The 13,915-nt window shown below is 55.5% G+C and carries 7 protein-coding genes; 5 read left to right on the forward strand and 2 right to left on the reverse strand.

Features of this window, described 5'->3' with window-relative positions; translation table 11 throughout:
- The first annotated feature begins 553 nt into the window (after positions 1 to 553).
- The 5 genes from M3089_RS11900 (at position 554) to M3089_RS11920 (ending at position 10,809) form a co-directional block, all read left to right on the forward strand.
- Entirely contained in the window at positions 554 to 2,518 is a 1,965-nt protein-coding gene (locus tag M3089_RS11900; protein WP_249084337.1) for an alpha-galactosidase, read from the forward strand.
- A complete protein-coding gene (locus M3089_RS11905; protein ID WP_249084340.1) occupies positions 2,515 to 4,779 on the forward strand; it encodes an alpha-galactosidase in 2,265 nt (754 codons plus the stop codon). The genes M3089_RS11900 and M3089_RS11905 overlap by 4 nt, the downstream gene beginning before the upstream one ends.
- Positions 4,780 to 4,858: 79 nt before the next feature.
- The gene (locus M3089_RS11910) at positions 4,859 to 7,108 is read left to right on the forward strand and encodes a glycoside hydrolase family 3 N-terminal domain-containing protein (protein WP_249084346.1); all 2,250 of its coding nucleotides are present in this window, start codon (positions 4,859 to 4,861) and stop codon (positions 7,106 to 7,108) included.
- A 95-nt stretch (positions 7,109 to 7,203) separates the two neighbouring features.
- Positions 7,204 to 8,634, forward strand: coding sequence for a sialate O-acetylesterase (locus tag M3089_RS11915; protein ID WP_249084341.1), 1,431 nt, complete (start codon positions 7,204 to 7,206; stop codon positions 8,632 to 8,634).
- 3 nt (positions 8,635 to 8,637) lie between these two features.
- Positions 8,638 to 10,809 (forward strand): GH92 family glycosyl hydrolase, encoded by a 2,172-nt coding sequence (locus M3089_RS11920; RefSeq protein ID WP_249084342.1) that lies wholly within the window; start codon positions 8,638 to 8,640, stop codon positions 10,807 to 10,809.
- 128 nt (positions 10,810 to 10,937) lie between these two features.
- Here the strand turns inward: M3089_RS11920 and pepT are convergent, their stop codons facing one another.
- Positions 10,938 to 12,161, reverse strand: a complete 1,224-nt coding sequence (pepT, locus tag M3089_RS11925) for a peptidase T (protein ID WP_249084343.1) — start codon at positions 12,159 to 12,161, stop codon at positions 10,938 to 10,940.
- A 752-nt stretch (positions 12,162 to 12,913) separates the two neighbouring features.
- Entirely contained in the window at positions 12,914 to 13,579 is a 666-nt protein-coding gene (locus M3089_RS11930) for an MgtC/SapB family protein (protein WP_249084344.1), read from the reverse strand.
- Positions 13,580 to 13,915 lie beyond the last annotated feature (336 nt).

Genomic DNA, 13,915 nt, shown 5'->3' on the forward strand with positions numbered 1-13,915 from the left:
CGTTTCCGGGGCTCGGGCGTGTCCCGGCCACGGCCTGCAGGGCGGCAGCGGCATACCCGACGCCATGGGTTGTGAGGGTTGCGCGCTGCCGCTTTGCGTCTGGCCGTAGTGTCTGGCCGTCGCCCCACTTATGGCAAAAGTGCCCGCTGGCCCCACATGGCCGCGGCATGGCTGTGGCGGCGCGTGGCAACCGTATGGGCACCGTGGTTTGTCAGGAAAGCAGAACGGCCCGGACGGCAAGGCCGGACGGGCCGTTTTGCATCACAATACGGGCCGTTTCGCATTGCGATGTCGGCCGTTTTGCAAGCCGCTCTGTCCCAGGCCTTTTCGCTGTGTGCGCCGCGGGCAACCGTTACGGCAGGCAGTGGGCGTGTGGGCTGCAGCGGCCACGGCGGCCGCTGCAGCCGGTGGCATTTGTTTCAAGTAGTGCAAAATACGTAAAAATGGGGTTTTATTTCGACAAAGTTTATATATAATGGTACGTATGTTCACCGTGATTGCATGGCGTTTTTCTTAACTTTGTGTGCAAAACCACTAAAACATCTATTTCAGAATGAATGTGATAAGAATATCAACGATTGCGCTGTTGGCGTCCATGGCCTTGACAGGCTGTGGCAGGGGAGCCAATGTGACAGAAGAAGACTGGAAGCTCGCCTTCGACAAAGGCGTCGACATCCGCCATGGCAACACTTGGGTGGTGCGTGGAATGACGGCAGAGTACAAACTGGGCGACCGCCTGGTCAACACCCAGGCCTACGGCAAGCACTCTTTCAAAGAAGAGCGGATAAAAGACGGTTTTGGCAAAGGCAAGAAGTGGACGATAACCTACACCGACCCCGCTCTGCCCGTGCTGACGCAGACTTTCTATCTTTATGACGACTATTTGCTCACCGACATCAGCGTGGCTTCCGACAGTGGGGTAAGCACCAACTACATGGCTCCGGTGGTGATGGAGCGCACCGACTCGCTGATATGCGGCGAAGGCAGGCGCATGCTCTTTATCCCCTTCGACAACGATGCCTGGATACGCTTCGCCTCACGGCCGCTCTCGGCCGACACCATGCGCTCGTATGAGGTGACATCCATCTATGACGCCGGCAGCCGCAGGGGCATAGTGATAGGCGCCATCGACCATGACAGATGGAAAAATGCCGTAGACATGACCAACAGCGCTAAGACGTTGAGGGCCTACAGCGGCGTGGCCGACGCACTGACGCGCGACCGGCTGCCGCATGGCAGGCTGAGCGGGCGCTCTGTAACGTCGGCGCGCATGATGATAGGTGTATACAGCGATTGGCGCGAGGGCATGGAGCGGTTTGCCTCGGCCAATGCCGTTGTGGCTCACCCGCGCAAGTGGGACAAGTCGATGCCTGTGGGATGGAACTCGTGGGGCGCCCTGGCCTTCAAGGTGAATCACGCCAACTCGACGCGCATATCCGACTTCTTTGCCGAGGAACTGCAGAACCGTTCGTTCACAAACGCCGACGGTGTGCTGTACATAGGGCTCGACTCTGGATGGAACAGTTTCTCTGAAGAGGAACTGAAAGACTTCGCCGACCGTTGCAGACGCAACAACCAGGTGCCGTGCATCTATTGGACTCCGTTCACAGACTGGGGCAAGAACCCCGAGGGCCAGGTGCCGGGGGTGGGGCAGTATAAGTATAAAGACCTGTACATCTATGCCAACGGACAGCCCCAGGAGCTCGACGGGGCCTACGCCATCGACCCCACTCACCCCGCCGTCCGCGCCATGATGGAGCAGACTCACGAACTGTTCAAGAGGTGCGGGTATGAATATGTCAAGATGGACTTCATGACCCACGGGCGCATGGAGGCCGACAGATGGTACGACCGGAGCATAACCACCGGCACGGAAGCCTACAACTACGGCATGCATCTGCTTGACAGCATTTTCTCAGACATGTATCTCAACCTGAGCATCTCGCCGATATTCCCCGCGCAGTATGCCCAAAGCCGCCGCATAGCCTGCGATGCGTGGAACAAGATCAAGGACACTGAGTATACGATGAACGCCCTTTCGTACGGTTGGTGGATTGACCGCGTTTATCAGTATAACGACGCCGACCATGTGGTGCTGCGCGATGCCACCGAGGGCGAGAACCGTGCCCGCATCACATCGAGCGCCATCACGGGCCTGTTTATTATGGGCGACGACTTCTCGGCCGACAGCATGGCCATATCGCGTGCGCGCCGGCTGCTTACCAACGCCGACATCAACCGTATGGCAACAGGGCGTTCTTTCAGGCCGCTGGTGGGCGACAACGAGCAGTCGGAAAGTGTGTTTGTGAGACATGAGGACAATGGCGATGTGTATCTTGCCGTGTTCAATTACGGCGACGACAAGCGGGTGTACCGCTTCGACCGCGGCCTGATGCAGCTCGACCGTGGCGCCGGTTATGACGTCGAGGAACTGTGGAGCCACGCCAAGGTTGGCATCGACGATGTGGTTGAGGTGCCTGGAAAGGATGTTAAAGTGTTTAGATTCAAGAAAATATGAAAAGACGTTTATCTATAGCAGCCTGTTGCCTTTGGGTGGCGTGCGCCGGGGCGGCAGATTTTACTGGCGGAAACTGGGCGATAAAATACAACGAGGCTACCAAGAGGCTGTCCGTGGGCTATTCAGGGCGCCCCATCTTCGACGGCGTATATGCAGAAGCCAAGGTCGGGGCAGACACTGTGCGCTCGTATGAAGCGTCGACCGTTGGCTTCGGGCGCTACGGTGTGGACGACTGCTTCGGGGAGGGCAGCTGCTACAGGATTACTTACACCATGCCGTCGGGAACGGAGCTCGTTCAGACATTTGCGTTCTACGACGGGCTGCCATACTTCGTCACATCGTTGGAAGTGACTGGCAACGGAACCGTTGAGAGCAACTATGCCGTGCCGATGAAGAGTTGCGATACGGCTGGCTTCATGCCTTCCGGACGGCAAAACCGTGTGCTTTTTGTCCCATGGGACAACGATGGCTTCATACGTTACGGTTCAAACCCGTTGCTGGGTGAGACAAACTCTTATTCCGTCACGGCCATCTACAATGCCGATACGCGCGAGGGCCTGGTGGCCGGGGCTGTAGACCACGACCTGTGGAAGAGCGCCGTCCACGTGGAGTGTTCCGATTATGACAAGGTAAACGGCTTTGCCCTTATTTCCGGATATACCGACGAGCATACCCACGACTCTATATTGAGCGAGCAAGGGGTGATGCCACATGGCACGATAGTAGCCGACACGGTGAGCTCGGCGCGCTTTGTCGTGGGTTGGTTTGACGACTGGCGTGACGGCATGGAGGCGTTTGGAAAGGCTTGCACCATGGTGGCGCCAAAGCGCGAGTGGGCCGGTGGCGCCCCTTACGGCTGGAGTTCGTGGGGCGTGCAGTCTACCGACATATCATACCAAGGGGTCATCGACTGTGCCGACTTCATACGCGACAATCTCGTAAGCCGTGGTTTCCACGACAGGCAAGGCAAGGTCGTGATGAGCCTCGACGCATGGTGGAACGACAATCTGACTGTAGACCAAGTGCGGCAGTTCGTTGATTACTGCAAGCAAAACAATATGATACCCGGGCTTTATTACGGTTCGTTCTGTCGATTTGGCGACTTGAACAGTTACGTGCCGGGCACAAACAACAAGTACCGCTTCCGTGACATTGCCCTGAAAGTGCATGGCCGGTTTAAGGTTGTGGACGGGGCATACTGTCTCGACCCCACCCATGTAGGTACAAAGCAGTTCATCGTCAGCGACATGATGAAGTTCAAGCAGTGGGGCATAGAGTATCTTAAGTGTGATTTCATGTCGAACGGCGCTATCGAGGCCGATTCGTGGTACAACAAAGATTGCCACACGGGGGTGCAGGCATACAACGAAGGCATGGCTTTCTTGCTCAAGCAGGCTGGCGACGGAATATATATCGACCTTAGCATATCGCCGGTGTTCCCATACCAATATGCCCACGGGCGGCGCATTTCGTGCGACGCGTGGGGAACAATCGACCAGACCAAGTATGTGATGAACAACGCTTCGTACGGCTGGTGGGTCAATCAGCTTTACGTGGCCAACGACCCTGACCACATGGTCATGGCATTGCGTCAGGAGGCCGGCGGCATCCAAGGCGAGAATGCCAACCGTGCGCGCATTACGTCGGGCGCTATCGTTGGCGCGTTTCTCACCGGCGACAACTTCAGTCCGAACGTAACGCTGCACGATGGCAGCGGAAAAGAGCGGCCGAACTATTATCAGACGTCGAGAGAACGTGCCCTTAAGCTTCTTACAAACGAAGACATCAATGCAATTCCACGTACGTGCAAGTCGTTCCGGCCTGTGTATGGCAATGCCTCGACGGCTGTCGGGGCGGAATCGCTCATGACATACGAAAACGAGCAATACGTTTACCTGGCTGTTTTCAATTACCAGATACTGGTGCCAAACATCGGCATTGTTAGCTTTGCCGACATTGGCGTAGACCCTTCAGACGTTGGTGAGGTCAAGGAACTGTGGACTGGCGAGGTCCTGCATCCGTCGCAGGAAGGCATCAGTTACAATGTGCCTGTGTGCGATGCGCGTATTTACCGAATTGAAAAGAAAGGTCATCCAGACGGAATAGTCGAGCTTTCAAGGCCGTCGGACGAAGGCGGGGCCACGGCCTTCGACCTTCTCGGACGGCGCATACCCTACTCTGCGGTCGGCAGCCCGACACAGGGTGCAAGGCGCTTGTATGTCTTGAAGCAGGGCAACTGCGTCAGGAAAGTGTTCAAATGACAGGCTTATTGTCGTGCTTTACATGTGACATGATATCAGAAAACAGATGGAACGATATTTTAATGTTAGGTTTCTGGTGATGTTCCTTGCCGCTGGTGCCATCGCTGTAGGTGCCTCAGCCCGACAAGCCGAACCTTTGTACAAGGACAAGTCTGCGCCGGTTGATCAAAGGGTGGACGATCTCTTGGGGCGCATGACGCTTCATGAGAAAGTGTTGCAGTTGCAGAACCGAGCCTCGGGGAAGGCAGACCAAATTGACGGAATCTTCTCTGGGCAGAGTTATGGAACAACACATGAGATGGGAATGTCGGCCTACGACTGCGCTGTGATGTATGCCAAGCTGCATGAATACATGCGTTCACACACCAGGTTGGGCATACCGGTGCTTGCTTGTGCGGAAGGCATTCAAGGTATAGTGCAGAACGGATGCACGCTGTTCCCGCATGCCTTGGCACAGGGAAGCACGTTCAATCCAGGCTTGGTTGAACGCATGACCGCCGCTGCGGGCGAGGAGGCGTCTGCCATCGGCATAAGGCAGGTGCTGTCGCCAGTGCTTGACATTGCACGCGAACTGCGATGGGGTCGCATCGAAGAAACTTATGGTGAAGACCCGTTCCTCATCGCCGAGATGGGCATTGCTTTCGTCAAAGGCTACCAAAGCCGTGGCATTGCCTGCATGCCGAAGCACTTCGTGGCCCACGGGAGCCCGTCGGGAGGCCTTAATTGTGCTTCGGTCGCTGGTGGAGAACGCGATTTGTACAACCTCTATCTCTATCCTTTCAGGCGGGTGATACGTGAGACTTCTCCCATGGCAGTGATGAGTTGTTACAGTGCTTACGACGGAGTGCCGGTGTCGGGCTCGCGCCGTTACATGACCGACATATTGCGGGGCGAGTTGGGATTCGACGGATATGTTTATTCTGATTGGGGGTCGGTGGAGCGCCTGATGACGTTTCACCATGCGGTGGCTACGCGTGAGGAGGCTGCGCGGATGGCACTCCTGGCTGGTATCGACGTTAATGTCGATTCGTCGTATGAGACGCTTGAGCGGCAGGTCGAAGACGGGCAGATACCTCTCGAGTGCATTGATGAGGCAGTGCGTCGTGTGCTCAGGGTTAAGTTTGCGCTCGGACTGTTTGACGGTTCTACGGTCGATACGGCTTCTGTTGTAGGCATTGTGCGCAATGCCGGCAAGGTTGCCTTGGCAAAGGAAGTGGCCGACGAGAGTGCTGTGCTGCTTGAAAACAAAGGTGGCATACTGCCTCTTGACACACGGAAATACCGTTCTATAGCTGTTGTAGGCCCCAACAGCTCGCAAGCTCTGTATGGCGATTATGCATGGACGGGCCCTGACACGGACGAAGGGGTTGGCCTGTTGCAAGGCATAAGTGAATTGGTGGGCGACGAGGTTGCCATTAATCACGCCGAGGGTTGTGACTGGTGGAGCCGCGATACGACTCACATAAGTGAAGCGGTCGACGCTGTTCGCAACAGTGATGTGGCTATTGTGGCCATTGGCACGCGCAGTACGTATCTGGGGCGTGGGCCAAAGTATTCGACTGCAGGTGAGGGCTTCGACCTGTCTTCGCTCGAATTGCCGGGTGTGCAGCAGCAGTTGCTTGAGGCGGTTGCCGCTGTCGGCAAGCCGATGATAGTTGTTTTCATTTCCGGCAAGCCTTTGGCCATGCCATGGGTGAAGGAAAATGCCGATGCGTTGTTGGTTCAGTGGTACGCCGGAGAGCAGCAGGGGCGTTCGATGGCCGACATTTTGTTTGGCCGTGTCAACCCTTCAGGAAAGCTTAATGTGTCTTTCCCACGTTCAACAGGCAACACACCGTGCTTCTACAATCACTATGCCACCGACAGGGAGGAACCTTTCGACCAGCCCGGTTCGCCCGAAGAGCCTAAGGGTCACTATGTTTTCGACAAGCCGGAGCCGCTTTGGAACTTTGGGGCCGGGTTGAGTTACACTACGTTTGAGTATGAAAAGTGTGTCATGAGCGACTCGGTCTTGAGGTCGGGCGACACATTGAAGGTTGAGGTGACGGTGAGGAATACGGGCAAAATGGACGGCAAGGAGGTGGTTCAGCTGTATGTTCACGACAAGGTCAGTTCGGTTGCAACCCCCAAGCAGCAGCTTAAGGCTTTCGCAAAGAAACTGGTTGGCAGAGGCAAGAGCGCCACGTTTACCTTGACCCTCCCTGTTTCCGAACTGGCGTTTTACAATGCCGACATGCAGGAAGTGGTAGAACCGGGTGAGTTTGAAATTCAAATCGGAGCGGCGTCAGATGACATTCGTATCAGGCGGAATGTCGTTGTAGAGCGCTGAACGGTCTTGGCTGTTTTGCGTTTCTGGCGTTTGGAGTTACGATAGGCTCTTTTTTACAAATACATACCATAATGATGATGAGACATATTTTACTTTTGTTACTGTCATTTGGCCTCGGTGCGCATGCCGTGCCAAAGCTGTCGCCGCTGTTTTCTGACAACATGGTGATTCAGCAGAATGCCGACGCCCCGATATGGGGAACGGCCAAGCCGGGCAAGGTGGTCACTGTCAGCTGTTCATGGAGCGGAAAGGTGGTTACAGCCAAGGCCGGACCAGACGGTAGATGGATGGCAACTGTGCGTACGCCTAAGGCCGGTGGCCCTCATTCCATAACGGTCAGCGACGGCAAGAAGGTTGTTATCGATGGCGTGATGGCCGGTGAAGTGTGGCTTTGTTCGGGTCAGTCCAACATGGAATATCCCGTGAAAGGCTGGACATCGGTGCTCAATGCCGACGAAGAACTTGCCAATTCGGTTCACCCCGGCATTCGTTTACTGCAGGTGCACAAGGTTGCTTCGGTCGCGCCTTCTGCCCGGTTGGTAACAAACTCGCCCACGTGGCAGGTCTGCGGGCCGTCGACGCTGCCTGAGTTTTCGGCCATTGCCTATTTCTTTGCGCGCGAGATCTCTGCAAAGGAAGGAGTGCCTGTGGGCGTGATTGATGCGACGTGGGGAGGCAGCAACATCGAATCGTGGATTTCTGCCGAGACTCTACGCCTGATGCCCGACTGTCGCGACAGCATAGACCGTGCGGCTTATATGCCTTGGCGCAATTCGCCCGCAGCTCTTTACAACGGCATGATTAGTCCGTTGGTGCCTATGGCAATGCGCGGAGTGTTGTGGTATCAGGGCGAGCAAAACGAACTTCGTGGGTGGCAGTACCGTGATTTGTTTACGATGCTCATACGCGACTGGCGCCGAAAATGGCATGTCGACCGGCTACCTTTCTACTTTGTGCAGCTGGCCAACTTCCACGAGAGGCGCAATGTGCCTGTCGAGGCACTGTGGGCCGAGTTGCGTGAGGCTCAGGACATGGCGCTCCGACTGCCGGCCACGGGCATGGCGTCGGCCATCGATGTTGGCTTGGGCAACGACGTACACTATCCAAATAAGCAGGAAGTGGCAAGGCGGCTATCGCTTATAGCACTTGCCAACATATATGGGCACGACTGTGTGTTTACCGGACCGCGATATATGAACCATATCATAGGCGACAGCAGGGTGCTGGTTGAATTTTCTGATGTGGCCGGAGGCCTTGTGCAGAGGGGTGGGCACATATCCGGATTCACCGTTGCGGGGCCTGACCACGTGTGGCACAATGCCGAAGCGCGCATCGTCGACGGTGGCGCAGGCCTGGTAGAGGTATGGGCCGACGGAGTGAGCATGCCTGTGGCTGTGCGCTATCTATGGCAAGACAATCCGGAAGTGACGCTGTACAACGGGGCCGGGTTGCCCGCATGCCCTTTCCGTACAGACGACTGGCCTCTGCTTTCTTATGGAAAATACCGTTCAAACTCAGATTATTGACAAATGAAACACATCACCACATTGCTGTCTTTGGCTGTCGCATTGTCGGCGTATGGCGGCAAATACACTGCTTACGTCAATCCGTTCATAGGCACCGGGGCAGTGGAGAACTCTCTGTCGGGCAACTGTTACCCCGGGGCAACGGTGCCTTTTGGCATGGTGCAGCTCAGCCCGGACACTCAAGCTGCCCCAGATTGGGACAAGGCGTCGGGGTATGACTACAACGACACACACACTTGCGGCTTCAGCCATACTCGGCTGAGCGGAACAGGGGCATGCGATTTGATTGACTTGCTGCTCATGCCGTCTGTCGACAGCAGCGTATGGTCGGCCCTTGACCACTCTAAGGAGAAGGCCTCGCCGGGATATTACTCACTTGAATTAGACGGGGGAATACTTGCCGAGCTCACGGCTACGGCCCGTACGGGCATACATCGTTACACTTATCCTAAAGGGTGTAGGCAGCGTTTATACATCGACCTCGACCACTCGGCGCCCAAAGGCAGTTGGGACAGGCGCATCATACAGTCGCAACTGCGTGTCACCGGGCCGCAGACCATCGAGGGTTACCGTGTCATAACGGGCTGGGCAAAGCTGCGCCGGGTGTATTTCCACATCGAGCTGTCGCGGCCCATGGCATCGTGCTCTTTGCTCTCGGCCGACCGTGACTACGGGCGGGCTGCCGTGGCCAATGGCAACAACCTTAAGGCATGGGTGGATTTCGACCCTGACGGGGGCGACTGTGTCGTGGTAAAGGTAGGGCTTTCGACCACAAGCCTGGCCCATGCGCGTGCCAACATGGCGCACGAGGCGGCCGGATGGGATTTCGACGGCTTTGTAGGCCGGGCCGACGCGGTGTGGGATGGCATACTGGGGCGCATCGAGGTGAAGGGCGACAGCACAGAGATGCAGAAGTTTTATACTGCCTTGTACCACACGATGATTCAGCCAAACGTTATCAGCGACATCAACGGCGAATACACTTCTACCGACTATTCGACGCAGAAGATGCCCCACGGGCAGCAGTATTACACAACATTCTCGCTGTGGGATACGTTCAGGGCGGCCCATCCGCTTTACACCATCATTGCCCCCGAGATGGATGCGGCCTTTGTAAACAGCATGCTTGCCCACTTTGACTCTTACGGTTATTTGCCGATATGGTCGCTGTGGGGGCAAGACAATTATTGCATGATAGGCAACCATGCCATCCCTGTAGTGGCCGATGCTGTGCTCAAGGGCATAGGTGGCATCGACCCCGAGCGTGCGCTGAGGGCCTGTGTGGCGTCTGCCACCACTGTCCATCCCGGTTCGCCATTCGATGTCTGGGAGGAATACGGTTATATGCCCGAGGATTTGCAGTCGCAGTCGGTTAGCATCACCCTCGAGCAGTCGTTCGACGACTGGTGTGTGGCGCAGCTGGCGTCGAGGCTTGAAAACGATAGCGTGGCCAGGCATTTTGCCATCCGCAGCCGTAGTTTTGCCAACCTCTATGACGCCGGCAGCGGTTTCTTCCGTGGGCGAACGTCCGACGGCAGGTGGGTTGAGCCTTTCGACCCCCTGCGCTATGGCGCCAACGGCGGCAACCCTTACACAGAGGGCAATGCATGGCAGTATCTGTGGTATGTGCCTCATGATGTACCAGCGCTGATAGAGCTGCTCGGGGGCCGCAAGAAGTTTGTCGACAGGCTCGACGCCTTTTTCTCACTTACCGAGAGCAGCGGGGCAAAGAACGACAATGCGAGCGGCTTCATAGGCCAGTATGTCCACGGCAATGAGCCGAGCCACCACGTTGCCTACCTTTACAATTATGCAGGCAAACCGCAAAAGACGCAAGACCTTGTGCATAAGATATGTACGGAGCTGTACAACAATTCGTCGTCGGGATATGCCGGCAACGACGATTGTGGCGAGATGTCTTCATGGTTTGTGTTCTCGTCGATGGGTTTCTATCCGGTCAATCCCGTGTCGGGTGAGTATTCAATAGGGTCGCCACTGTTCGACAGAGTGGCTATAAGGCTGGCTTCCGGGCGCACATTCGATGTGAGGGTGCACCGCAAGGGCAGCCATGGCCACAGGATAAAGGCGATGAGACTCAATGGCAAGGCTCACCGTCGGTATGTCTTGCGCCATTCCGACATAATGGCCGGAGGCGTGCTCGACGTCTACATGTAAGTTTGCCGTGCCCTCGAAAGCCATTCAGCAAGGCGCCCCATGGCTTGTGGGATGGCCCTGCGGGCACTGTGGCGCACATAATGTCCGGCAGCGGCCTGCCCCGCAGGCATGGCCGCTGCCGGTGTTTATCAGTCGTTATACTCGGCCGAGAGCTGGCATATCTTGATTATGATGGACATTGCCTTTTCCATTACCTGTATGCTTACGAATTCGTAAGGGCCGTGGAAATTGACCCCTCCGGCGAAGATGTTGGGGCAGGGCAGGCCTTTGAAGCTGAGCTGCGCACCGTCGGTGCCGCCACGGATGGGCTGCACGCGGGGTGGCACGCCGCATTCCTGCATGGCCTTCAGCACAATGTCTATTACGTGCATGTTGGGGTCTATCTTCTCCTTCATGTTGTAATACTGGTCTTTCACCTCAGCCACGCACGTGCCTTCACCGTACTTTTCGTTCATCTTGCGGGCGCAGTCTTCTATGAAGTCCTTGCGGTCTTCAAACTTCTTGCGGTCGTGGTCGCGTATTATATACGACAGTGTGGCGCCTTCTATGTTGGCATTCATGCCTGTCAGGTGGTAGAAGCCTTGGTAGCCCTCGGTTGTCTCGGGGGTCTCGTCAGCCGGCAGCATCGAGGCAAACTCGGCTGCAAGCCTTGCCGCGTTGACCATCTTGCCCTTGGCGTAGCCCGGGTGTACGCTCACGCCTTTGATGTTCACCTTGGCCGAGGCGGCGTTGAAGTTTTCATATTCCAGCTCTCCGAGGTCTCCGCCGTCCATGGTGTAGGCCCATTCACACCCAAACTTGTCCACGTCGAAGTGGTGGGCGCCCATGCCTATCTCTTCGTCAGGGTTGAACGCAATGCGTATGTTGCCGTGCCTTATCTCCTTGTGGTCGCGCATGTAGCACATGGCCTGCACAATCTCGGCTATGCCGGCCTTGTCGTCGGCCCCGAGCAGGGTGTGACCGTCGGTGACGATGAGGTCTTCGCCTACATGGTTGAGCAGTTCGGGGAATTTCTTCGGCGACGAGACGATGCCCTCCGACAGCGTGATGTCGCTGCCGTCGTAGTTTTTCACTATGCGGGCCTTGATGTCCTTGCCGCTGCAGTCGGGGCTTGTGTCGTAGTGGCTGATGAAGCCTATTGTTGGCACTTCGCCCTTGACGTTCGACTTGAGCGTGGCGTAAACATAGCCGTTGTCGTCCATCTCTACGTCGTCAAGGCCTTCGGCTTTGAGCTCTTTCATCAGGTATTCGGCAAAAGCCAGTTGCTTTTTGGTGCTCGGCACGCTCTGGCTGTCCTCGGCCGACTGCGTGTCGAATTTTGTGTAGTTTAAAAATCTCTCTGTAATGTCCATAATATGCTGTCTGTTGTTGTGTACTGCTGTATGTCTGTTTCAGGTTGTCTTCTGGGCCTTGCCCTTTATTTGCCATCGCCGCATTAGCCTTGGGGGCCAGGCGTTGGTATGTCGCGGCTGCCTTGTTGCGCGTCTCTGTCTTGGCCTTGCTTGCCTTTTGCCTATGCAAGGCGGGCGTCTGGTTTGCTTGGCCGTGGCAGCCTGGCAGGGCCGGCCTTATGTGTCAGGTGTTGCGAATGGGCTTCCAGCCGGCCTGTTTGCGCGTTGCCGTACGCGGTTTCATTCATGCAAAGATAACATAAATATGCCATACCGCCAAAACAAATCGGCTAATTAAGTAGAATGTTTTGTGGTGGTCGCAGTCGGATGTGCCGTCAGCTGGGTTATGTTTTTGTGTATGTCGGTTTTCTTGGCATGTTGTGCGGTTTTTCGGATTGGATGTTGTGTAAGTGTCGGCATTGTAATTTTTTATTGCCACGTCCGCGTCGTTGCATAACGGTTTGTATGTCAGAGGGTTGTGGCTCGGCCCGTTTTGCGTTCCGAAACGGCCCGTTTTGCGCTGTCATACTGCCCGTTTCAAGTGCCAATATGGTGCATTCTGTGACCCTGCATGGGCGTTCGGTTCCCGGCAAACGCCTGCCTGTAAAAAGTTTTCCGAGGCCTTTGGCTCTTGCTTCCGGTTGCCTGTGCCGTGTGGTGGTTGCCCGTTTGTTGCCGGTGGTGGCACGCCTTGCCATGGCTGCCTGTGGCTTTCACTCAATGCTCTCGATGCTTACGCCGTCATATTCGTTCAGAAATTCGGCCATCTTGCTCTCGTATTGTGTTCGTTTCACTTTTATTTCCATCGACACTTTATATTTGTTTCCCTCCGGCGAATGTTGTTCTTTTATGCTGTAGTTGTATATTCTCACCCGGTCTTTCTTCAGTTTGCCTATGGTGTGGCTTATGCTTTGCCGGTCGGGGGCTGTGAATGTGAGCGACATGTTCCTTGTTCCAAAGCGGTCGAGCATCACGCTTAGTATCTCCAGGCATATCAGCACGAACACTGTCGCGGCTGAGGCCAGGGCATACATCCCCGAACCGCAGGCCAGGCCAATGGCCGAGGTGACCCACAGGCCGGCAGCCGTGGTGAGCCCTCTCACCACATGTTTCTGTAGTATTATTGTGCCGGCTCCTATGAACCCTATGCCCGTAACCACCTGCGATGCTATGCGTGAGGGGTCAAACGATATGTCGCTGGCCTCTGTCATGTCAAACGCCAGCCCGTATTGCGATATTATCATGAAGAGCGAACTGCCCAATGCAACCAGGAAGTGGGTTCTGAACCCGGCTTCCTTGGCGCGGTAGTTTCTTTCCAATCCAATTATTCCGCCAAGTATGGCGGCTACCGAAATCCGTAGTATATACTCTGTTCCCATAGTCAGTCGTTGTTTTGGGTTTTGCTTAAGCCTTGCTTTGGCTGCTGTCGCTGTGCCTCCGCCGCATGCTTGGTCTGGCTTTTTCTTGTTATATATTATTGTATGGGTTGCATACCTCAACGCAGCTTTTCTGCCGCCTGTCGCGTACGGGCTCTCTGTGTCGTGCTGCAGGCATTGTCCAAGCAACGTTAGCTTACGGTTTGACAGCGGGTATGCAACATACAAAGATAGTGCCTTTTTGTGTAATATGGGTCTTGTTTTGTCAATAATTAAGAAAAATTTATCCTGTTTTGAAACTTTTTTGCAGAATCGTTTGGCGGATTGCGAAAAACGTCA

Source organism: Marseilla massiliensis (genome assembly GCF_023336985.1).
Classification (GTDB): Bacteria; Bacteroidota; Bacteroidia; order Bacteroidales; family Bacteroidaceae; genus Prevotella; species Prevotella intestinigallinarum.